Origin of the sequence: Aureimonas sp. D3 (assembly GCF_001463805.1) — a bacterium.
GTDB lineage: Bacteria > Pseudomonadota > Alphaproteobacteria > Rhizobiales > Rhizobiaceae > Aureimonas > Aureimonas ureilytica_A.
The window spans coordinates 33,449-53,886 of sequence record NZ_BBWM01000003.1 but is presented as its reverse complement, the minus strand read 5'-3'; the positions used below and the strand labels follow the sequence as shown (position 1 = coordinate 53,886).

19 protein-coding genes and 1 other annotated feature are annotated in these 20,438 nt (G+C 66.5%); of the genes, 8 read left to right on the top strand and 11 right to left on the bottom strand.

Going from position 1 to position 20,438, the window contains the following annotated elements; translation table 11 throughout:
• The first annotated feature begins 43 nt into the window (after positions 1 to 43).
• From AUL36_RS01540 to AUL36_RS01520, 5 genes are all read left to right on the top strand, one after another.
• Positions 44 to 916, top strand: coding sequence for a sulfite exporter TauE/SafE family protein (locus tag AUL36_RS01540; protein WP_374700728.1), 873 nt, complete (start codon positions 44 to 46; stop codon positions 914 to 916).
• Positions 913 to 1,722, top strand: coding sequence for a TIGR02186 family protein (locus tag AUL36_RS01535; RefSeq protein ID WP_058635573.1), 810 nt, complete (start codon positions 913 to 915; stop codon positions 1,720 to 1,722). The genes AUL36_RS01540 and AUL36_RS01535 overlap by 4 nt, the downstream gene beginning before the upstream one ends.
• Before the next feature lie 4 nt (positions 1,723 to 1,726).
• Positions 1,727 to 2,221, top strand: a complete 495-nt coding sequence (locus AUL36_RS01530) for a DUF3429 domain-containing protein (protein WP_058600841.1) — start codon at positions 1,727 to 1,729, stop codon at positions 2,219 to 2,221.
• An 80-nt stretch (positions 2,222 to 2,301) separates the two neighbouring features.
• Positions 2,302 to 2,727 (top strand): thiol-disulfide oxidoreductase DCC family protein, encoded by a 426-nt coding sequence (locus AUL36_RS01525; protein ID WP_062217429.1) that lies wholly within the window; start codon positions 2,302 to 2,304, stop codon positions 2,725 to 2,727.
• A 37-nt stretch (positions 2,728 to 2,764) separates the two neighbouring features.
• Positions 2,765 to 4,465, top strand: a complete 1,701-nt coding sequence (locus tag AUL36_RS01520; RefSeq protein ID WP_062217294.1) for an SDR family oxidoreductase — start codon at positions 2,765 to 2,767, stop codon at positions 4,463 to 4,465.
• On the opposite strand, the gene pdeM is transcribed toward AUL36_RS01520, so the two are convergent.
• Positions 4,429 to 5,148, bottom strand: coding sequence for a ligase-associated DNA damage response endonuclease PdeM (pdeM, locus tag AUL36_RS01515; protein WP_062217291.1), 720 nt, complete (start codon positions 5,146 to 5,148; stop codon positions 4,429 to 4,431). The genes AUL36_RS01520 and pdeM overlap by 37 nt on opposite strands.
• A 130-nt stretch (positions 5,149 to 5,278) precedes the next feature.
• Positions 5,279 to 5,331, top strand: a sequence feature (sul1 is cis-regulatory element that is thought to sense ions involved in sulfur or methionine metabolism; They are found in Alphaproteobacteria).
• Positions 5,332 to 5,411: 80 nt separating this feature from the next.
• Between pdeM and AUL36_RS01510 the strand changes: the two genes are divergently transcribed.
• Together AUL36_RS01510 and AUL36_RS01505 are read left to right on the top strand one after the other, a co-directional pair.
• Positions 5,412 to 6,896 carry a SulP family inorganic anion transporter gene (locus tag AUL36_RS01510; protein WP_062217288.1) on the top strand — a complete coding sequence of 495 codons (1,485 nt, stop codon included), beginning with the start codon at positions 5,412 to 5,414 and terminating at the stop codon, positions 6,894 to 6,896.
• Between the two features lie 104 nt (positions 6,897 to 7,000).
• The gene (locus tag AUL36_RS01505; protein WP_062217285.1) at positions 7,001 to 8,173 is read left to right on the top strand and encodes an HPP family protein; all 1,173 of its coding nucleotides are present in this window, start codon (positions 7,001 to 7,003) and stop codon (positions 8,171 to 8,173) included.
• On the opposite strand, the gene AUL36_RS01500 is transcribed toward AUL36_RS01505, so the two are convergent.
• The 4 genes from AUL36_RS01500 to AUL36_RS01485 form a co-directional block, all read right to left on the bottom strand.
• Positions 8,161 to 10,707: a ligase-associated DNA damage response DEXH box helicase gene (locus tag AUL36_RS01500; protein ID WP_062217282.1), complete on the bottom strand. Its 2,547-nt coding sequence runs from the start codon at positions 10,705 to 10,707 to the stop codon at positions 8,161 to 8,163. The two genes, AUL36_RS01505 and AUL36_RS01500, sit on opposite strands and share 13 nt — an antisense overlap.
• Before the next feature lie 54 nt (positions 10,708 to 10,761).
• Positions 10,762 to 11,181, bottom strand: coding sequence for a hypothetical protein (locus AUL36_RS01495; protein WP_210168836.1), 420 nt, complete (start codon positions 11,179 to 11,181; stop codon positions 10,762 to 10,764).
• A gap of 140 nt (positions 11,182 to 11,321) precedes the next feature.
• On the bottom strand, positions 11,322 to 11,957 hold the full coding sequence (locus AUL36_RS01490; protein ID WP_062217427.1) for a YitT family protein: 636 nt from the start codon (positions 11,955 to 11,957) through the stop codon (positions 11,322 to 11,324).
• A 153-nt stretch (positions 11,958 to 12,110) separates the two neighbouring features.
• A complete protein-coding gene (locus tag AUL36_RS01485) occupies positions 12,111 to 13,028 on the bottom strand; it encodes a class I SAM-dependent DNA methyltransferase (RefSeq protein ID WP_062217280.1) in 918 nt (305 codons plus the stop codon).
• Positions 13,029 to 13,163: 135 nt separating this feature from the next.
• Between AUL36_RS01485 and AUL36_RS01480 the strand changes: the two genes are divergently transcribed.
• Entirely contained in the window at positions 13,164 to 14,195 is a 1,032-nt protein-coding gene (locus AUL36_RS01480) for a ligase-associated DNA damage response exonuclease (protein WP_062217424.1), read from the top strand.
• Positions 14,196 to 14,202: 7 nt separating this feature from the next.
• Here AUL36_RS01480 and AUL36_RS01475 read toward each other — a convergent pair whose 3' ends face one another.
• The 6 genes from AUL36_RS01475 to gap all read right to left on the bottom strand — a co-directional run bounded on the left by AUL36_RS01475 (position 14,203) and on the right by gap (position 20,324).
• On the bottom strand, positions 14,203 to 14,625 hold the full coding sequence (locus AUL36_RS01475; protein WP_062217279.1) for a VOC family protein: 423 nt from the start codon (positions 14,623 to 14,625) through the stop codon (positions 14,203 to 14,205).
• Between the two features lie 70 nt (positions 14,626 to 14,695).
• A complete protein-coding gene (locus AUL36_RS01470) occupies positions 14,696 to 16,501 on the bottom strand; it encodes a glucan ABC transporter ATP-binding protein/ permease (RefSeq protein ID WP_062217277.1) in 1,806 nt (601 codons plus the stop codon).
• A 253-nt stretch (positions 16,502 to 16,754) separates the two neighbouring features.
• The gene (locus AUL36_RS01465; protein ID WP_062217275.1) at positions 16,755 to 17,480 is read right to left on the bottom strand and encodes an SGNH/GDSL hydrolase family protein; all 726 of its coding nucleotides are present in this window, start codon (positions 17,478 to 17,480) and stop codon (positions 16,755 to 16,757) included.
• 25 nt (positions 17,481 to 17,505) lie between these two features.
• Positions 17,506 to 18,699 carry a phosphoglycerate kinase gene (locus AUL36_RS01460; RefSeq protein ID WP_062217271.1) on the bottom strand — a complete coding sequence of 398 codons (1,194 nt, stop codon included), beginning with the start codon at positions 18,697 to 18,699 and terminating at the stop codon, positions 17,506 to 17,508.
• A gap of 45 nt (positions 18,700 to 18,744) precedes the next feature.
• A complete protein-coding gene (locus tag AUL36_RS01455; protein ID WP_062217268.1) occupies positions 18,745 to 19,305 on the bottom strand; it encodes a putative glycolipid-binding domain-containing protein in 561 nt (186 codons plus the stop codon).
• 5 nt (positions 19,306 to 19,310) lie between these two features.
• Positions 19,311 to 20,324, bottom strand: a complete 1,014-nt coding sequence (gene gap / locus AUL36_RS01450; protein WP_058600828.1) for a type I glyceraldehyde-3-phosphate dehydrogenase — start codon at positions 20,322 to 20,324, stop codon at positions 19,311 to 19,313.
• Between the last annotated feature and the right edge of the window lie 114 nt (positions 20,325 to 20,438).

The window sequence follows — 20,438 nt, the reverse complement described above, 5'->3', positions numbered from 1 at the left end:
TCCGATCGCCGAAATCTCGGTCAACATCTTCATCATCGTCGGGATGGGGGCGGCCGTCGGCTTCCTGTCGGGCATGTTCGGGGTGGGTGGCGGCTTCCTGATCACGCCGCTTCTGATCTTCTACAACATCCCCCCCGCCGTCGCGGTCGCGACCGGCGCCAATCAGGTCATCGCCTCGTCGGTGTCCGGCGCGCTCGCCCATTACAAGCGCGGCACGGTGGATTTGAAGCTGGGCTTCATGCTGATCGTCGGCGGCGCGGTCGGGTCCGGCCTCGGCGTCTGGCTCTATTCGCTCCTGCGGCGTCTGGGGCAGCTCGATTTCGCTGTCTCGGTTCTCTACGTCATCCTGCTCGGTACGGTGGGCGGGTTGATGCTGGCCGAGAGCTTGCGCGCGATCAGGCGGGTCAAGGGCGGCGGCTCGGGTGAAATCCGGCGCACCGGCCAGCACAGCTGGGTGCATCGCCTGCCGTTCAAGATGCGCTTCAAGCGCTCCAAGCTCTATGTCTCGGTCGTGCCCGTGCTCGGCCTTGGCTTTGCGATCGGCGTGCTCGGCTCGGTCATGGGCGTGGGCGGCGGCTTCATCATGGTGCCGGCCATGATCTACCTTCTGCGCGTGCCGACCAGCGTCGTGATCGGCACGTCGCTCGTCCAGATCATGTTCACGGCGGCGGTAACGACCGTGCTCCAGTCCACCAGCAACGGAACGGTGGACGTGGTGCTGGCTTTCCTGCTGATGATCGGGGGCGTCGTGGGGGCGCAGTTCGGCGCGGAAGCGGGGCGCAAGCTGCGCGGGGAGCAGCTCCGCGCGCTTCTGGCGCTCCTGGTGCTGGCGGTGGCCGTGCGCCTGTTCGTGGAACTCGTGGTGGTGCCGGGAGAAATCTTCTCGATCAGCCTGCCGAGCGGAGAAAGCGGATGAGGGGGCGCGCGCTACTTTTTGCGCTTTCGCTTCTTGTCGCGCCGCTAGATGCCGTCGCACAGTCCGCGCCGGCCCCCAGCGATCCGCCGCCCGTGCCCGAAAGCTTCCAGATCGGCCTGTCCACGGAGACGATCGCGGTCGGCGCATCGTCGGGCGGGCAGCGGCTCGTGGTCTTCGGCGCGCTCGACAATGCCGATCCGCGCGTCATGCGCCAGGGCCGCTACGACATCGTAGTGATCCTGGAAGGGCCGCGCAGCAATCTCGTGGTGCGCGAGAAGAAGCGCACCTTCGGCATCTGGATCAACCGGGGCTCGGAGCGGTTCGAGGCTGTGCCCGCCTCCTATGCGCTCGCCTCCACGCGGCCGATCCGCGACATCGCCCCCGCCGTGACGCTGCGCCAGCTCGGCATCGGCACGCGAAACCAGGCCTTCGAGCGCACCCCGCCAACCAAGGGGCAGCGCAGCGACACCCAGCAATATGCCGATGCGCTGTTTCGGCTGAAGACCGAAAGCGGGCTCTACAGCGAAACATCAGGCGCGATCGAGTTCGTCAGCGCCACCTTGTTTCGCGCCAATCTGGCGCTTCCGGCCGACCTGCCCGTGGGCCGGCATGTCGCGCGCGCTATTCTATTCCGGGAAGGGTCTTTCGTCCGTGAGCGGTCGGAGGATCTTTGGGTCGTGAAGACCGGGATCGAAAACCAGATTTCCGTGTTTGCTGCCCGCAACGGCGCGCTCTACGGCCTCGTGGCCGTGATGGTCGCCGTCTTCACCGGCTGGTTCGGCCGCCTCATGTTCAAACGGGACTGACCACATGCAGACCAATTCTCACGACGCCCCGCTTCGCTCGCGCGCCGACCAGTTCGTTCGCGCCGCCTGGATTCTGGGAGTCGGCGGGCTCGTGCCCTTCGTCGTGGGATCGCTCCTGATCGCGACCTATTCGGAGATCGCGGACCCGTCCTATCTCTGGCTGGCCGTGTCCGCCTGGGCGGCGGTCATCCTGTCCTTCCTGGGCGGCGCGCGCTGGGGCGCGGCGCTGAACGAGACGCCGCGCAAGAGCCCGACGACGCTGGCGCTGTCGGTACTGCCGGCGCTTGCAGGCTGGGTCTGCATCCAGCTTCCCCAGCCCTGGAACTTCGTCGGCTTCGCCGTCGCCTTCTGCGTGCAGGGCGTCTGGGACTATACCGCGACGCGCGAGGGGCGCATTGCCGCGCCCTGGTACGCACAGCTTCGGCTGGTGCTGACCGTTGTCGTGGTGCTCTGCATGGTGGCGGTCGCCTTCGCCACGAGCCAGCCCGTCGCCTTCTAAGCGACTGGAACCGCCATTCACCGCAGCGAAATGGAGCGGGGCGACTCCATTTCGCCGGCGCAATGGACTACAACTCCAGCATGATATCCTCGCCCCGCTCCCCCGGCGACAGCGCCGGCCCGATCATCCTGTTCGACGCCGAATGCGTTCTCTGCTCGGCCAATGCGCGCTTCGTTCTGGAGCGGGATCGCCGGGCCGTGTTTCGCCTGACCTCCATGCAAGGGGAGGTGGGGCAGGCGCTGTATCGCCGGCACGGCATGGACCCGAACGATCCCTCCAGCATGATCATCGTGGAGGGTGAGCGCATGAGGCGGGACAGCGACGCCGTGCTCAGCATCTATGAGCGGCTCGGCTATCCCTGGAAGCTCGCGGCGCTCTTTCGGATCGTGCCAGCGGTGATCCGCGACCCCGTTTATCGCTTCGTCGCGCGTCATCGCTACAAGATCTTCGGCAAGCGAGACACCTGCTGGATCGCGCCTGCCCATATGCGCGATCGCATCCTGTGAGGCAGCGGCCCGTTCGCCTTTTGCGAAGACTGCTCGCATGAAGCTTCTGATCCTCGGTGGCTACGGCACCTTCGGTGGGCGGCTGGCAACGCTTCTCGCCGATGTCGAAGCGCTCCATCTGCTGATCGCCGGGCGCAGCCTCGTGCGGGCCGAGGCCTTCTGCGCCGTCTATCGCGGCGAGGCCCGCGTCCAGCCCCTCGCGCTCGACCGTGCGCAGATCGCGGATGCGCTCGCCGCGCACCGGCCCGATCTCGTGGTGGATGCGTCCGGTCCGTTTCAGGATTACGGGGACGACCCTTACCCCGTCATCGAAGCCTGTTTGGCGGCAGGCGTCGATTATCTCGACTTCGCGGACGCCGCCGATTTCGTCTTCGGCGTGTCGTGCTTCGACGCGCGTGCCAAGGCGGCCGGGGTTTCCATCCTCTCCGGCGTCAGCAGCTTCCCCGTTCTCACCGCCGCCGTTCTGCGCGAGATCGGGCGGAGCATGGAGATTCGCTCCGTCGAAGGCGGCATCGCGCCATCCCCCTTTGCCGGGATCGGCCTCAATGTCATGCGCGCGGTGGTGTCCTATGCCGGCGGCCCGGTGAAGCTGCGCCGGGGCGGCCGTCCGTTCGTGGCCAAGGGGCTGACGGAAAGCCGGCGCTTCACGATCGCCGTTCCCGGTCAGTTGCCGCTCCGTAGCCGGCGCTTCTCGCTGGTGGACGTTCCCGATCTTCAGGTCATCCCGCCCGAGCATCCCGGAATGTCCGATATCTGGATGGGCGCGGGGCCGATCCCCGGGTTGCTTCATCGGATCCTGAATGGCCTCGCCCGCGCGCGGGCGCGTTTCGGCCTACCGGCCCTGACGCCTCTGTCGCCACTCTTCTACGCCGTCTTGAACCGGATGCGCTTCGGCGAGCATCGCGGCGGCATGATCGTGCGCGTGACGGGAACGCGGGAGGGGCGGGAGATCGTCAAGAGCTGGCATCTTCTGGCGGAAGGCGATGACGGCCCGTTCATCCCGTCCATGGCGATCGAAGCGTTGATCCGCAAGCGCCTGAAGGGCGAGCGGTCCGCGCCGGGCGCGCGCTCGGCCGTTCATGCGCTGGACCTCGCCGATTACGACGCCTTGTTCCAGAACCGGGCGATCACGACGGGCTTTCGCGAGGAGCGAAGCTGCGACACCATCTATCGCCGCGTTCTGGGGCCGGCCTTCGACACGCTCCCGCCCGTAATCCGCGCCCTGCACGGCGGGCGCGCCACGAGCCGCTGGGTTGGCACGGCCGAGGTGCGCCGGGGACAGGGGCTTGCGGCGCGGCTGATCTGCGCCCTCACAGGCTTTCCCCGAACGGGGGACGGGGTGCCGGCCTCCGTGATCTTCGCGCCCGATGGCGAGGTCGAGCGCTGGACGCGGCGGATCGGCGGCAAGACCTTGCGCTCGGTTCAATGGGCCGGAACCGGGCGGGACCAATTTCTGCTGATCGAGAAATTCGGAATCGCCCGCTTTTCCGTCGCGCTTCTCTGCGAAGGGGATCGGCTGCGTCTGGTGCCGAGGCGCTGGACCCTCGCTGGCCTGCCCATGCCCGCCTGCCTCCTGCCGGGGGGCGAGATGATCGAGACGGCGCAGGACGATCGCTTCGTCTTCGACATCGACATTCGCGCGCCCTGGATCGGGCCGATCGTCCATTATCGCGGGTCGCTGTCGCTCGAAGCGCCGAGGGCTCAGCCCGCCGAGAGCGCGCGGAACGGGATGGGGTAGATGCGCGCGGTGCCGATCACATAGGCTTTCGCCTGTTCGGGCCGGAACAGCCCGCTGAAGGCGCGATCGAGGACGTTCAGCCCACCGGTCGTCACACCGAAGGAGGGCATGATCATGCGCTCGCCGTCCGTCGCAAAACACGCTCCGCGCACCGAGCGGCCCCGGCCGGACACCCGCGCCACGGGGTGGAGATGCCCGGCGATTTCGCCGGCGCACGGGCGGGGCGAGGGCTCGTGACGCAGGGTCCAGGGCCCGATCTCGATCGTCTCGGCCGTGTCGCCGCCGAGACCCACCGGGGGCTCGGGATCGTGATTGCCGGAAATCCAGGTCCAGCGCCGGCCTGCCATCAGCGCGCCCAAGCGCTCGCGGAAGGGCTCGGGCATATGAGCCGCGCCGTGCCGGTCGTGAAAACTGTCGCCCAGCGCCACGACATGGCGAGGGTTCAGACGCGCGATCGTGCCGGCAAGCAGCGCCAGCGTCGCCGCCGTGTCGTAGGGCGGCAGCATCATGCCGCGCCGGGCGAAGGCCGCGCCTTTTTCCAGATGCAGATCCGACACGATCAGCAGGCCGAACTCGGGCGCAAACAGCGTGCCACACGGGTGGCAGATTAGGCGCCCGCCATTCACCGTGGTCTCCACGCCTTCGCCGCTCGCCTGTCCGAAGCGCCGGTCGATCATGTTCATGCGCGTCTGCCTGCCTGACCCGTTCTTCTCTTGTTCCCTTGTGAATCCACATCCATGGCAAAGACAAGGCGGTGCGGCATTCGGGCTCGGCTTGATTCGGCGGCCGAAATGAGGCAGTCATGGTCCCGCACAAGGACTTGGGTCACCAAGTGGCTATGCCGGGCGCCTATCCCTCGGCCCATCCAGACGACGTTGATAATGTGATGCGACCGCCGCGCGCCTGATCTGGCCGGTGGGACGTCGTCGAGATTTCGTTGTTCCCCATGTTCTCAATACGCAATTGGCGTGCCGAATGGTTCGGCAATGTCCGGGGCGATCTTCTGTCTGGGTTGGTCGTAGCCCTGGCGCTGATCCCCGAGGCCATCGCTTTCTCCATCATCGCGGGCGTCGATCCGAAGGTCGGCCTCTATGCCTCCTTTTCCATCGCCGTTCTCATTTCCATCTTCGGCGGCCGGCCGGGCATGATCTCGGCGGCCACTGCCGCGACCGCCGTTCTCATGGTCACGCTGGTGCGCGACCACGGCCTCCCATATCTCTTCGCCGCGACCATCTTCGCCGGCCTCATCCAGATCGTCGCGGGCTTCTGCCGGCTCGGCGATCTCATGCGCTTCGTCTCGCGCTCGGTCATGACCGGCTTCGTCAACGCGCTGGCGATCCTCATCTTCATGGCGCAGCTGCCCGAGCTGATCGGCGTGCCCGCCATGACCTATGTCCTCTGCGCGGGTGCGCTCGCCATCATCTATCTCTTCCCTCGGATCACCAAGGCCGTGCCGTCGCCCCTCGTCGCGATCGTCGTGATCACGGCGGCCGCGCTCGCCTTCGGCATCGAAGTGCGCACGGTGGGCGATATGGGGCAATTGCCCTCCAGCCTGCCGGTCTTCCTCCTGCCGGATGTGCCCTTCACCTTCGAGACGCTGCGCATCATCGCGCCCTATTCCGTGGGCATCGCGCTGGTCGGCCTTCTGGAATCGCTGATGACCGCGCAGGTCGTCGATGATCTCACCGACACGGGCTCCGACAAGAACCGCGAATGCGTGGGCCAGGGCATCGCCAATTCCGTCACCGGCTTTTTCGGCGGTATGGCGGGCTGCGCGATGATCGGCCAGAGCGGCATCAATATCCGCTCGGGCGGGCGCGGGCGTCTGTCCTGCTTCTTTGCCGGCGTCGCGCTTCTGTTTCTGATCGTGGTGCTGGGAGACTGGGTCGCCGTGATCCCCATGCCGGCGCTCGTCGCCATCATGATCATGGTCTCGATCGGCACGTTCGACTGGGGCTCGCTCAAAAGCCTCGTCACCCATCCGCGCCGCTCCTCCGTCGTCATGGTGGCGACCGTGGTGATCGTGGTCTGGACGCACAATCTGGCGCTCGGCGTCTTTGCGGGCGTGCTTCTGTCCGGCCTCTTCTTCGCCTCCAAGATCGCGCAGATCTTCGCCGTCTCGTCCGAGCTTTCGGCCGATGGGCGGACGCGGACCTACCGTGTCGAGGGGCAGGTCTTCTTCGCCTCGGCCGGACGCTTCATCGAGAGCTTCGATGTGAGGGAAAAGCTGGAGCGCGTCGTGATCGACGTGACCCACGCCCATATCTGGGACCTCACGGGCGTCGGCGCGCTGGACAAGGTCGTGCTGCGCTTCCGCAAGGCAGGTGTCGAGGTGGAAACCGTCGGCCTGAACGAGGCCTCACGCACGATGGTCGACAAGCTGACGATCCAGAACCGGGCCGACGCGCTGGAGCTGACGGCCGGACACTGACCGCAGGGTCTCGATCCCCGTCGCTCGCTGCGCTCCGGTGCAGCGGGCGACGGTTCTTTCGTGGCCCCTTGGCACGGTTTCACGTCCCGTCGATAAGGGGCGCTATGAGTGTCTTCGCGTCCTTTCTTCCCTCGTCCCCGCCTGTCAGCGTCAAGGAGCGGCTTCGCTCCGCGTTTGGCGCGCTGATCGGCATTCTTCTAACCGGCATCGTGTGCCGTCTCGCACTCGGACCCGGCAGTGCGCTGCCCGTCCTGATCGCGCCGATGGGCGCTTCGGCCGTCCTGCTCTTCGCCGTGCCGGCCAGCCCGCTGGCCCAGCCCTGGTCCATCATCGGCGGCAATCTCGTGTCCTCGCTGGTCGGGGTCAGCGTGGCCCTGCTGGTGCCCGACCCCTTTATCGGCTCCGCGCTCGCCATCGGCATCGCCATCGCGCTCATGATGGGCTTGCGCTGCCTCCATCCGCCGAGCGGCGCGGTGGCGCTGACGGCCGTGCTCGGTGGACCCGGCATTCATGTGCTCGGCTACGGTTTCGTTCTGTGGCCCGTCATGGCCAATTCGCTTCTGATGGTGATCGTCGCCATCGTGTTCAATCGCATGGCGGGGCGCACCTATCCGCACCGGCCGCTTGCAGCTATCCCAAGCCGACAGACCGCCGACAAATCGCCCGCCGCGCGCGTTGGTTTCACCTCGGAAGATCTCGACGCAGTTCTGGCCGAATATGACCAGCTTCTCGACGTCGATCGCGGCGATCTCGAAACCATCCTGCGGCAGGCGGAGATCCGCTCCTATCGCCGCCGCTCGGGTCAGATGCGTTGCGCCTCGATCATGTCGCGCGATGTGGTCGCCATCGCGCCTGACGCGCCCATCGCGCAGGCGCTGGAGCTTCTGCGCTCGCACCATATCAAGTCTCTGCCCGTCACCACTGAGGACGCACGCGTGGTCGGGATCGTCACTCAGACCGATCTTCTGGACAAGCCGACTTGGGGTCCGCGCGGCCCCCGGCTCGGCGTTGGCCGGCGGCTGCAACTGACGCTCAATCGAATGCGCGCGCCCAACGGCTCCATCGAGGACATCATGACGAGCCCGGTGCGCACCGTTTCGCCGGACACGCCGCTGGCCGACCTCGTGCGCTTCATGGCCGCGACGGGCCTGCATCATCTGCCCGTGGTGGAGCCGGACGGGCGGCTCGCCGGCATCGTCTCGCAATCCGACCTGATCGTCGCGCTGCTCGCCGAAAGCGACCGGCGGGCGGAGGCGGCGGACGCTCAGCCTAGATAATTCGAGCGAAAATCCTTCACCTCGCCCAGCGCCTTGATGATGAGTTCTTCCTCCATGGCCTCGGCGAGCAGATCGTCGCGCGCCTCGCCTTCGATGCGCTCGCGCCCGGCCTCCAGCATGATCGGCACGGCGAGGGGGGAAATCTCCTCGAGATCCTTGTGCAGGATATGGCGCTTGATGCGCCCGAGCAGGTCCGACACGCGGCGCACGTCGAGAAGGCCGGTCGCCGCATCCGCCCAGGTGGCGCGCAGCAGGATATGGTCCGGCTCGTGCGCGCGCAGCACGTCATAGACGAGATCGGACGAGACGGTCATCTGCCGCCCTGTCTTCTCGCGGCCGGGCTGGTTCTTCATGACGAGGCCGCTGATGATGGCGCATTGGCGGAAGGTGCGTTTCAGGAGCCAGGAATCCGCCATCCAGGCTTCCAGATCGTCGCCCAGCATGTCCTCGTCGAAGAGATCGTCCAGCGACAGGCGGCCATCCGCGATCATCGCGCCCATATCGGCTCGGCCCCAGATGGAGAGCGCGTAGTCGGTCGCGACGAAGCCGAGCGGCTTGGCGCGGGCGCGCTCCAGCCGGCGCGTGAGCAACATGCCGAGCGTCTGATGCGCCAGCCGGCCCTCGAAGGGATAGGCCACCAGAAAGAAGCGATTGCCGTTCGGAAAGGTCTCGATCAGGAGATCGTTCGGGCCGGGAATGGCGCTCTTGCGCTTCTGGATCGCCAGCCATTCGCCCACCTGACTCGGTAGGCTGCCCCATTTGGTGGGATCGGCCAGCATCTCGCGGACCTTCTCGGCCAGAAAGGTCGTGAGCGGGAATTTCTGCCCGCCGTAATAGGGCACCTTGGCTTCGTCGTCATGCGTCTTGGTGACGAGGCATTCCATCTCGTGAATGCCCTCGAAGCGCAGGACCTGACCGGAAAACAGAAACGTGTCGCCATTGGCCAGCGTCTCCAGGAAGTTCTCCTCGATCTTGCCGAGCACCGGCCCACCGCGCGCCATGCCCGATTTCGTCTTGGCGCGAATGAGGCGCACCAGAAGCGATTCCGACTCGATGATCGTGCCGGCATTCATACGATAGGCCTGCGCGACGGCGGGGTGCGTCACGCGCCATGTCCCGTCTTCCGTCAGCTTGATCTTGGCGTAGCGCTCGTAGACGCGCAGCGCATAACCACCCGTCGCCACGAAATCCACCACGCGGTCGAAGGTCTCGCGGTCGAGATCGCGATAGGGCAGGGCGGCCGTCACCTCGCGGTGCAGATCGTCGGCGCGGAAGGGGGCGGCGCAGGCCATACCCAGCACATGCTGGGCGAGCACGTCCAGGCAGCCCTCGCGCATCGGGGGCGAGTCCTGATCGCCGAGATAATTGGCGTCGAGCGCCGCCTGGCATTCCATGACCTCGAACCGGTTGGCCGGCACGAGAATGGCTTTGGACGCCTCGTCCATCCGGTGGTTGGCGCGGCCGATGCGCTGGGCGAGGCGCGAGGCCCCTTTGGGCGCGCCGACATGCACCACGAGATCGACATCGCCCCAGTCGATGCCGAGATCGAGCGTCGAGGTCGCGACCACCGCGCGCAGCTCGTTGGCCGCCATCGCCGCTTCCACGCGCCGGCGCTGCGTCACGTCCAGCGAGCCGTGATGGAGCGCGATGGGCAGCGTGTCCTCGTTGATGCGCCAAAGCTCCTGAAACAGAAGCTCGGCCTGGGAGCGCGTGTTGACGAAGAGCAGCGTCGTGCGATGGGCCTGAATCGCCTCGTAGATTTCAGGCATGGCGTAGCGCGCCATGTGCCCCTGCCAGGGCACGCGGGCCGAGGATTTGAGGATCGTGATCTCCGGCTTTACGCCGCCGTCCACAGTCACGAGATCGGCCATGGGCGCGGTGCCGGGCGCTTGCGCCACCAGCCATTGGCGCAATTCGTCGGGATTGGAGACCGTGGCCGAAAGACCGACCGTGCGAAGCTCGGGCCGCAGCTTGCGCAGGCGCGCGAGGCCGAGCGCCAGAAGATGGCCGCGCTTGGAGGCGACGAGCGAGTGCAACTCGTCGAAGATTACGGTCTTGAGGTCCGAGAAGAAGATGTCGGCGTCCGGGCTCGCGATCAGGAGAGCGAGCTGTTCGGGCGTTGTCAGCAAAATATCGGGCGGCTTCAGCTTCTGGCGCTGGCGCTTGGATTGGGACGTATCGCCGGTGCGCGCTTCCATGGAGATGGAGAGGCCCATCTCCTCCACCGGCTTTTCCAGATTGCGGTGGATGTCGGTGGCGAGCGCCTTTAGCGGCGAAATGTAGAGCGTGTGGACGCCCGGCGGTTTGCGTCCGGGAACGCGCTTCGGCCGGCGCGAGAGATCGACCAGCGAGGGCAGGAAGCCCGCCAATGTCTTACCCGCCCCGGTCGGCGCGATCAGAAGAACCGAAGCGCCCAGTTCTGCGCGTTCCAGAAGGTCGAGCTGATGAGGGCGCGGGCTCCAGCCCTTGGCCGCGAACCAGTCGGCAAAGCGTGGAGGGAGACGAGTGGGCGGGGAAGCGAGCGCGATGGACACGCGCTCTTATGTAAGCGGTGATCGCCGTCCGAGAAGGGCGGGCGGGGGCGCGTGCTATCGCACGACCTTGATATGGACGTCTGTGTCGGTCACGCCATCGACGACATAGGATTGGCGAAGCCGAACCTGATCATTGCCGACATAGCCCTTGTCGGGCGTATAATAAGTCGTCGTTCCCTTGACCTTGTGCGTTCGGCATTTGGCCAGCCGGCGTGAGGTCGTGTTGGGATAAACATCCTCGTTGACGATGGAAATCTGCCCATGGGCTGGCCGCTCTGTCACGCGCACCTTGGGGAGGCCATCGGCCGAGCAATCATTGGCAATGGACCAATTCTTGCGAATTTGCGTCCGCTCACCAGCCGCAACCGTGACGTTGGCCTGCGTGACTTTGACGCCATCGGCGCTCGTCGTCACGCAGCCTGACAAAGGCAAAGTCAAAAGTGAAGCTGAAAGAACGGCAATCTTATATCTCATCGTCTTCCCGATCCTCTGGAATTCGACTTTCCCCCAACGGGAAGTCATAGAAGGCAGGCGCTTCGGTGAGAGATTCGTCAATCGAAGTGGGATGAAACTTCAGCAAGCTTGCATGCTTTGCTTCAATTTAGAGATGTTGTTCAACGGGCGAGATAGCGATCGGCGCGGTGATTGATGGCGAGGAACAGGTTCAGAACCAGCGCGCCGAGCACGGAATAGAGGACAGCTAGCGGCGAGACGGCGAGAAAGGCGGTGACCAGCACGAGCAGATCGACGCCGAGCTGCGTCAGCCCCGCGCGCCAGCCGAAACGGTCCTGCAGATACACGGCGAGGATGCCGACGCCGCCGGCCGAGGAGCGGTGACGGAAGAGCGCCAGCAGGCCGAAGCCGATCAAAAGTCCGCCGAGACAGGCGCCGAGCAGCGGCTGCACATTGGCGAAGCGGATGACATCGCCGCTGAAGGCCGTCATGACGGAGAGAAGCGCGACGGCGAAGGCCGTCTTGGTCGTGAAGGCCCGCCCCATGCGACCGATGGCCAGAACATAGAAGGGCAGGTTGAGGACGAAGAAGACGAGGCCGAAGTTCCAGCCCGTCCAATAATGGACGACGAAAGCGAGCCCCGCCATGCCGCCCGTCAGAAAGCCGAGATGGCCGAGAAGCGCGATGCCGAGCGAGGTCAGCGTCACACCCGCGACGATGCCGAGCGCGTCCTCCCAGGGGCTGTGCTTCGTGGCGGTGGCCGCCCAATTGCCGAAGCGGTGGGCGCGGCGCAGCATCTCGGTTTCGTGCTGCTCGTCCTCGGGCGTGGCGATCTGGTTGGACGATGCGTTCAAGAGAAAACCCGCTGTCTGCTGTTCTTCTGATGTCCAGGGTAACGCCGCAATGGTGCAGTGCAAAGGCCCTCACTGCGGCGCGTTGCCGAGGGCGTTCTACCGTCTGCGCACGACCAACAGTGCACCGCGCACGGGCTCGCCCCGGTCGCGCCGCAACTCCTCGCGCCACTCGGACAGGAGCACGAAGCCCGCCGCATCCAACTGTGCGGCGAGCGCGGCCGGCGCATGGGCGTAGCGTAAGGAAGGGCGAAGCGCGTAGCCGCCTTCGGCCTCGTCGTCAGCTTCCACCGAGAAGGCGAACAGGCCGCCGGGGGACAGAAGCCGGGCCGCCCGCGCGAAGACGGGCGAGAGATCGCCGAGATAGGTCAAGACATCGGCGGCCGTCAGAAGGTCATAAAGCGCGCCATCGGGCGCTTCGGCCAATGCCACGTCGCCTTCCGCCAGATGATCGTAGAGCCGCTTGCGCCGCGCCTGCTCCAACATACCGGGCGAGAGGTCCATGCCATGCAACGCGGCGCAGACCGGGCGCAGCCGCTCGCCCATCAGGCCCGTGCCGCAGCCGAGATCCATCGCGCGAGCAAAGCGCTCTTCGGGACACTGTGCCATCACCGCGTCGAACAGGAGATCGGGCACGCGGTAGCCCAGCCGCTTTACCAGCGCGGTCTCGAACCCTTCGGCATATTGATCGAACAGGCCGGCGACGAAGGCGGGCGGGGGCGCGCCGGGCACGGGGGCGGCTCCCAGCGCGGCGAGCTTCAGGCCCGCGCCATAAGGATCGGCCTCGTCCTGCCCGACGATTGCGCGGTAGAGCGAGAGCGCCTCGTCCCTCTCGCCTGTTTCCTCCAGAAACGCGGCGAGGCGCATCCGGCCGAGCGTCCAGCCGGGCGCGAGTTCCACGGCCTGCCGCATCAGATCGGCCGCCGCCGCATAGTCGCGCGCGCCGGCATAGGATTCGGCATAGTCGGCGCGCCGGTCGGCCAGCGGATTGCCGGAGCGGTGAGAATCTTGGGACACGGGGTCTGTCTTCCGGGGAGGGGCGATGCGCTTATCGGGCCGGGCTCCGCCGCGCGCAAGCGGATTTTCCGCTTGAGGGGGCTTGGCTTTCCCGTAGGCGCTTCCGCTCGCGCCGCCGGCCTCTATCTCATGCCCATGGCCCGTTTCGAAGACCTTCTCCGCCCGACGCCCGAAGGCCTCTATTGCCCGCCCGGCGGCTTCTATATCGACCCCGTGCGCCCGGTGGAGCGCGCGCTGATCACCCATGGCCATGCCGACCATGCGCGCTCGGGCCACAGCCATGTTCTGGCGACGCGGCGCACGCTCTCGATCATGGCGCTGCGCTATAGCGAGGATTTTGCCGGGGCACGGCAGGTGGCCGATTGGGGGCAGGCGATCAACGTCAACGGCGTCACGGTCTCGTTTCACCCGGCCGGCCATGTGCTCGGCTCGGCGCAGATCCTCGTGGAATGGGGCGGAATGCGGATCGTGGCGTCCGGCGACTACAAGCGCCGCGAGGACCCGACCGCCGAGCCCTTCGAGCCGGTGCCCTGCGACGTCTTCATTACCGAGGCGACCTTCGCGCTGCCGGTGTTCCGCCATCCGGATTCGCGCGGCGAGGTGCGCAAGCTCATCGCCTCCACCAAGCAGTTTCCCGAGCGCGCCCATCTCGTTGGCGCCTATGCGCTGGGCAAGGCGCAGCGCGTCATCCGCATGGTGCGCGAGGAAGGCTATGACGCGCCGATCTATATCCACGGCGCGCTGAAGAAGCTCTGCGACTTCTACGAGAGCGAGGGCATCGCGCTCGGCGACCTGCGCCCCGCCACGATCGCGCGCGGCAAGAGCGAGGAGGGCGCGGCCAAGGGCGAGTTCGCGGGCGCGATCGTCGTCGGCCCCCCGTCTGCCTTTGCCGACAAATGGGCGCGGCGCTTTCCAGACCCGGTCGCCTGTTTCGCGTCCGGCTGGATGCGCGTGCGCGGGCGAGCGCGCCAGCGCGGCGTCGAGCTGCCCCTGATCCTCTCGGACCATTGCGACTGGGACGAGCTGATCGAGACCATCGCGGAGATCGCCCCGCAGGAGGTCTGGGTCACGCATGGGCGAGAAGAGGCCCTGGTGCGCTGGTGCGCGCTTCGCAGCGTGCGCGCCCGCCCGCTGCATCTCGTCGGCTACGAGGACGAGTCGGAATAGGGGAGCGTCAGGACGAAGCCGGTTCGCCTGCAACGGCGGCCGGGTCCATCCACATCACCTCCCAGATATGGCCGTCCGGGTCCTCGTAGGAGCGACCGTACATGACGCCGAATTCCTGGGTCGGCGTCGGATCGGCCGTGCCGCCGGCCTGAATGGCCTTGGTGACTAGCTCGTCCACCGCCGCGCGGCTCTCCGCCGACAGGCAGAACAGGGCCTGCGCGCTCGCGCGTGCATCGGCGATCGGGCGCGGCGAGAACTGCATGAACTTGGCGTGAGTGAGCAGCATGACGTGGATCACGTCAGATACCACGATGCAGGCGGCCGTCTCGTCGGAGAATTGCGGATTCCGCCGGAAGCCGAGCGCCTCGTAGAAGGCGATGGAGGCTGCCAGATCGCGCACGGGCAGATTGATGAAGATCAGGGGCTGCATGACGTTTCCTCCCTTGCCAGCCCGCTGCCCTTTTGGAAAGGAGGGAGGCCGACCCCGCTCCATCCTAACCTTATTCCGCAGCCTCGCGGAACGTCGTCTCGGCTTCATTGTCCTGCGCCGTTTCGGGCAGCGGCCGGCGCAGCGAGGAGACGCCGGCATCGCGCGCCAGACCCGCGAAGACGCCGCCTTGCGCCACCAGATCGTCGAACGTGCCGGTCTCGATGATCTGGCCGCCGTCGAGCACGATGATCTTGTCGGCCGAGCGGATGGTGGAGAGGCGATGGGCGATCACGAAGGTCGTGCGCCCCGCGCGCAGCCGCTCCAAGGCGGCCTGAAGCCGGGTCTCGGTCGCCGTGTCGAGCGCCGAGGTCGCCTCGTCCAAGATCAGGATCGGCGCATCTTTCAGAAGCGCGCGGGCGATGGCAAGGCGCTGGCGCTCGCCGCCCGAAAGCCCTGCGCCCCGCTCGCCCACCATGGAGGCGAACCCGTCCTCCTTGCGCTGGATGAAGTCCAGCGCGCCGGCAAGCCGGGCGGCCTCCTCGATCTCGGCCATCGTTGCCTCGGGCCGGCCGATCGCGATATTCTCCTGGATCGTGCGGCTGAAAAGCCCGGCCTCTTGGAACACGACACCGATGGAGCCGCGCAGCGAGGTCAGCGTGACGTTGCGGATGTCCTGCCCGTCGATGGTGATGCGGCCCTGTTCGGGGTCGTAAGCGCGCTGGAGAAGGGCGAGCGCCGTGGATTTGCCCGAGCCGGTCGGGCCGACGATCGCGACCGTCTCGCCCGGCGCGGCCTCGAAGGAGATACCGCGCACCGCGCCCGAGCCTTCCGGGTAGCGGAAGGTCACGTTCTCGAAGCGCACGCGCCCTTCCGTGATGGCCAGCGGCTGGGCGTCCGTGAACTCCACGACATCGGTGCGTTCGCGCAGGACGGCGAAAAACTGCACCAGCATGGGCGCGCGGCCAAACAGGCCCATGAGAAAGCCGGTGAACTGGTCGAGCCGGCCGATCAGGAGCGTCGCGAAGCCCACGAAAGACACGATCTCGCCGACCGAAGCCTGACCGCGCGAGGACAGGAAGGCGCCATAGGCGAAGATCGAGACGATCGAGATGGACGACGCGCCCCGCGTCAGCACCGACATGACCGCCCACCAGTTCAGAACGGGATATTGCGCGGCGAGGATACGGTCGAGCGACGAGCGCACGGAATGAAGTTCGCGCGGCACAGCAAGGAAGCTTTGCAGCATCGAGACATTGCCGAAGAGTTCGCCGACCGTGCCCGAAACCTCGGTGAAGTGACCTTCCACCTCGTTCTGCCCGCCCGAGGTGCGCTTCACCACGGCGAGATTGACCAGCGTATAGACGACGATCAGCACGCCGAGCAGCGAGGCCAAGCGCCAGTTCATCCAGAAGGCGACGGGCAGCAGAATGGTCAGCGCCACCATATTGCCAATCTGCTCGCGAAATAGCGGCAGCCAGAAGCCGAACAGCGTATCGACGCCCGAGATCATCACCCGCATCAGCCGGCCCGACTGCGAGCGCGAATGAAACGAGGCGGGCAGGGCGAGGACATGTTCCAGAAAGCTCGCCATGGCCGACAGGCGGCGGCGATGCATCAGCCGGTCCGCCAGAAGCGAGATCACCATGGCCGACAGGAAGGAGACGAAGCTCGCCGCGCCCCAGACGAGGACGAGCGAGAGCGCGTTGCCGCCCGAAAGCAGCGCGTTGATGGCATGGCCGAAGAGCACGGGCTCGGCCACCTGAATGCCGGCCACCGCCATGCCGGCGAGGACGATGCCGATCGCCTTGCCGCGTTCGGGGGCGAGGAGGGCGAGGGCTTGGGCATAGGCGGACAGGGTCTTGGACAGGGCAGACATGGCGAGGCATCCGAAGTCGCGCCGACCGCATCGGGGCGAAGGCTGAAAGCGGGCTGCGCGGCTTTCTTTCGCCGGGCTCCAAAAGTTCACTTCGAACTCTTGAAACCGTGAAGGGCTGCGCTAAGCGCTGCTCTTAAGCATAGAGTGCGGCGCGAATCATGCGCGACTGCATCGTGCCCGATGAAATTTTCTTAAGCTTTGTTTCGTTTTGGCCCGGCCGCGTGATCGAACCGCTCGCGCGCCACCGATCGGCTTAGGCGTGGGTCACGTCGCCCAGCACATAGGCCGCTAGATGGCCGGCCACATAGGCGTGTCCCTCCACCGAGGCGTGGAACCCGTCGCGCGAGAATCCGGCCGGCTCGACGCGGGGGATTTGCGTCGCGGGAATGGCCCCACGTTCCAGGCAGAGGCGCGTTCCGACGCGCCTCAGAATGCGGCTGCGCAGTTCCAGCACGAGGGCGAGGCCGCGCGGCAGGGCGGGCACGCGCAGCATGTCCACCGGCGGCGACCAGACGATGCGCGCCTCCGGCCAGCGGGCGCGCAGCGCATAAAGCAGCGTACCGAAGCTGCGCTTGAAGCGGCGCGCCGAGTGGAAGTTCTTCACGTCGTTCGTGCCGATCGACAAGACGATATGGGTGAAGCCCTCGCGCGCGATATTGGGCACGACGAAATCGCGCACCTCGGCGCAGACCGCCGAATTCGAACCCGCCGCGCGCCACGCGACCACCGCGCCCGTCAGCGCATAGAGGCGCTCGGCCAGACGCGGCGCGAGGCTTTGCTCGATCCGGTCCACGCCGACGCCGGCCGCCGAGGAATCGCCGATCAACAGGAGGCGAATGGCGGGCGCGTCCTCGCCCGCGCCGACCTGCCCGCTATGAGGGCCGGCCGCCGGCGGCATTCGCTCGATGCGGCGGCGAATGCCGATGCCCTGCCAGATATAGACCGGCAGGAGCAGCCAGGAGAGAAGCGTATCCTTCACGAAAAACGCCCCTTTCTCGAGTGAATCAGGCCTTGAGCGCTTCGACGCCCGGCAGGGCCTTGCCTTCCATCCATTCCAGGAAGGCGCCGCCCGCCGTCGAGACATAGGTGAAGCGCTCGGCCACGCCGGCCTGATTGAGCGCGGCCACGGTATCGCCGCCGCCGGCGACCGACACGAGCTGGCCAGCATCCGTGCGGTCGGCCGCATGGCGCGCCGCTGCCATGGTCGCCTTGTCGAAGGGCTCGATTTCGAACGCGCCGAGCGGGCCGTTCCAGACGAGGGTCTTCGACTTGTCGATCCAGGCCGAAATCGCCTCGACGCTGGCGGGGCCGACATCGAGGATCATGGCGTCGGACGGAACGGCGGAGACAGACACCGTCTCGTTCGCGGCATTGGCCTTGAACTCGCGCGCCACGACCGCATCGGTCGGCAGCAGGATCGTGCAGTTGGCCGCCTTGGCCTTTTCCAGAATCTGGCGCGCGGTGTCGGCGAGATCATGCTCGCAGAGCGACTTGCCGACATCGATCCCCTGCGCGGCCAGGAACGTGTTGGCCATGCCGCCGCCGATCACGAGGCAGTCCACCTTGGCGACGAGGTTCTGGAGAAGGTCGATCTTGGTCGAGACCTTGGCACCGCCCACGATCGCGATGACAGGCTTTTCCGGGTTGCCGAGGCCCTTTTCGAGCGCTTCCAGCTCGGCCTGCATCGTGCGCCCGCAATAGGAGGGCAGGTGATGGGCGAGGCCTTCGGTCGAGGCATGGGCGCGGTGCGCGGCCGAGAAGGCGTCGTTCACATAGACATCGCCCAGCGAGGCGAGCTGCGAGACGAAAGCCTCGTCGTTCTTTTCCTCGCCGGCATGAAAGCGCGTGTTCTCGAGCAGGAGGACGTCGCCATCCTGCATATTGGCGACGATGCCGTCCGCCACCGGGCCGACGCAGTCTTCCGCAAAGCCGACCGGACGGCCGAGCTTTTCCGCCAGAACCGGCGCGATGGGGCCGAGCGACTGCTCGGGATCGACCTTGCCCTTGGGCCGGCCGAAATGGGCGAGAAGCAGAACGCGGCCGCCCTTTTCGGAAATCTCTCTGATCGTCGGCAGGATGCGGTCGATGCGCGTGGCATCGCTCACCTTGCCGTCCTTCATGGGAACGTTGAGATCCACCCGCACGAGAACGCGCTTGCCCTGAAGGTCGGCAGTGTCGAGCGTCTTGAAGAGGGTCATCTCATGGCTCCAAAGCAAGGAAAAGCGTGGTTGGACGCGTGAATTCTAAAGGCGTTTGAACAGGGTCGGATAGTCGAGCACGAGCCCGTCCTCGTCGACGGGTAGGTCCGCCGCGAAGCTGCGATCCACCGCCTCGTAGCGGAACAGGCGCTCGGAAATCTCGGTGTAGCGCTGCGCGTCCACAACCGGCTCGAACGTGTCGAAGGGTACGTAGAGCATTCGAAGCTCGGTCGGCTCCGCCAAGCGCTCGTCGAGGCGCCGGATCGGCAGCGTGTTGGTGAAGGGCGTGCCGGCAAGGTCGATGTCGATGCAGCCGGCAAGGTCCGCGCGCTCGGTGCCATCAGAGCCGATCCAGAAGCCCGGCGCGCTCTGCGTCAGCGCCAGCCGGTCGCCATGCGCGGCGCGGATCTCGAAGCTCTCGACATGCCATTCGGCATCGAGGCGGATTTCATAGGACACGCCGTACGGCCGGCCGCCACGCTCCCCGATGACGACGGAGCGAGCGACGACGCCGTCCGGCGTCGTCGTCAGATGCAGATGCTCCAGCCCCGCCCCGGACACGGGCGCCCAGCGGACATCGCGCGCGAGAAGGGGCTGGAAGCTCATGGGTTTCAGCCCGCGTTGTGCATGGCGAGGGCGGTGTCCGACATGCGGTTGGAGAAGCCCCACTCGTTGTCGTACCAGGAGAGGATGCGCACGAAGGTGCCGTCCATGACCTTGGTCTGATCCATCGCGAAGACCGAGGAATGCGGGTCGTGGTTGAAGTCGTGCGAGACGTTCGGATCGAGCGTGTAGCCCAGAATGCCCTTCAGCGGGCCATCGGCGGCGGCGCGGATAGCGTTCTGCACTTCCTCGATCGTGGTGGCGCGCTTGGCGACGAACTTGAAGTCCACCACCGAGACGTTCGGGGTCGGCACGCGGATGGACGAGCCGTCGAGCTTGCCCTTGAGTTCGGGCAGGACGAGGCCGAGCGCCTTGGCCGCGCCGGTCGAGGTCGGGATCATCGACAAGGCCGCCGCGCGGGCGCGGTAGAGGTCCTTGTGCATCGTGTCGAGCGTCGGCTGGTCGCCCGTGTAGGAATGGATCGTCGTCATGAAGCCGGTGTCGATGCCGATCGCTTCATGCAGGACCTTGGCGACCGGCGCGAGGCAGTTGGTCGTGCAGGACGCGTTGGAGACGATCTTGTCGTTGGCCGTCAGCGTGTCGTGGTTGACGCCGAAGACCACGGTCTTCTCGTCCGCCGCGTTGGTCAGCGGGCCGGAGATCAGCACCTTCTTGGCGCCGGCTTCGAGATGGGCCGAGGCCTTCGCCGGGTCGGTGAAGATGCCCGTGCATTCCATCGCGATGTCGATGCCCATCTCGCCCCAGGGGAGATTCTTGGGATCGCGCTCGGCGGTCACACGCATCGGGCCGCGGCCGACGTCGATCGTGTTGCCGTCGACCTTCACCGTGCCGGGGAAGCGGCCATGGACCGAATCGTAGCGGATGAGGTGGGCGTTGGTTTCCACCGGGCCGAGATCGTTGATCGCGACGACCTCGATGTCGGTGCGGCCCGACTCCACGATGGCGCGGAGAACGTTGCGGCCGATGCGGCCGAATCCGTTGATGGCGACACGTACTGCCATGGTCTTCCTTTCCTGAAGGACGAGGCGGGAAGCTTCGTCCGAATTCGCCGACGCTCCGGAGGGCGCAGCGGGCTGAGATGGCGTGGCGCCGGCGGGCGCCGGGCAAAACAAGGT

Excerpts from the sequence above, each read along its gene's own strand:
- AUL36_RS01505 (WP_062217285.1), top strand. The coding sequence starts at position 7,001 with ATGAGTGTCTTCGCGTCCTTTCTTCCCTCGTCCCCGCCTGTCAGCGTC.
- AUL36_RS01490 (WP_062217427.1), bottom strand. The coding sequence starts at position 11,957 with ATGCTGCGCCGCGCCCACCGCTTCGGCAATTGGGCGGCCACCGCCACG.
- AUL36_RS01535 (WP_058635573.1), top strand. The coding sequence starts at position 913 with ATGAGGGGGCGCGCGCTACTTTTTGCGCTTTCGCTTCTTGTCGCGCCG.
- AUL36_RS01525 (WP_062217429.1), top strand. The coding sequence starts at position 2,302 with ATGATATCCTCGCCCCGCTCCCCCGGCGACAGCGCCGGCCCGATCATC.
- AUL36_RS01520 (WP_062217294.1), top strand. The coding sequence starts at position 2,765 with ATGAAGCTTCTGATCCTCGGTGGCTACGGCACCTTCGGTGGGCGGCTG.
- pdeM (WP_062217291.1), bottom strand. The coding sequence starts at position 5,148 with ATGAACATGATCGACCGGCGCTTCGGACAGGCGAGCGGCGAAGGCGTG.
- AUL36_RS01510 (WP_062217288.1), top strand. The coding sequence starts at position 5,412 with ATGTTCTCAATACGCAATTGGCGTGCCGAATGGTTCGGCAATGTCCGG.
- AUL36_RS01480 (WP_062217424.1), top strand. The coding sequence starts at position 13,164 with ATGGCCCGTTTCGAAGACCTTCTCCGCCCGACGCCCGAAGGCCTCTAT.
- AUL36_RS01455 (WP_062217268.1), bottom strand. The coding sequence starts at position 19,305 with ATGAGCTTCCAGCCCCTTCTCGCGCGCGATGTCCGCTGGGCGCCCGTG.
- AUL36_RS01460 (WP_062217271.1), bottom strand. The coding sequence starts at position 18,699 with ATGACCCTCTTCAAGACGCTCGACACTGCCGACCTTCAGGGCAAGCGC.
- AUL36_RS01530 (WP_058600841.1), top strand. The coding sequence starts at position 1,727 with ATGCAGACCAATTCTCACGACGCCCCGCTTCGCTCGCGCGCCGACCAG.
- AUL36_RS01540 (WP_374700728.1), top strand. The coding sequence starts at position 44 with ATGGGGGCGGCCGTCGGCTTCCTGTCGGGCATGTTCGGGGTGGGTGGC.
- AUL36_RS01495 (WP_210168836.1), bottom strand. The coding sequence starts at position 11,181 with ATGAGATATAAGATTGCCGTTCTTTCAGCTTCACTTTTGACTTTGCCT.
- AUL36_RS01470 (WP_062217277.1), bottom strand. The coding sequence starts at position 16,501 with ATGTCTGCCCTGTCCAAGACCCTGTCCGCCTATGCCCAAGCCCTCGCC.
- AUL36_RS01475 (WP_062217279.1), bottom strand. The coding sequence starts at position 14,625 with ATGCAGCCCCTGATCTTCATCAATCTGCCCGTGCGCGATCTGGCAGCC.
- gap (WP_058600828.1), bottom strand. The coding sequence starts at position 20,324 with ATGGCAGTACGTGTCGCCATCAACGGATTCGGCCGCATCGGCCGCAAC.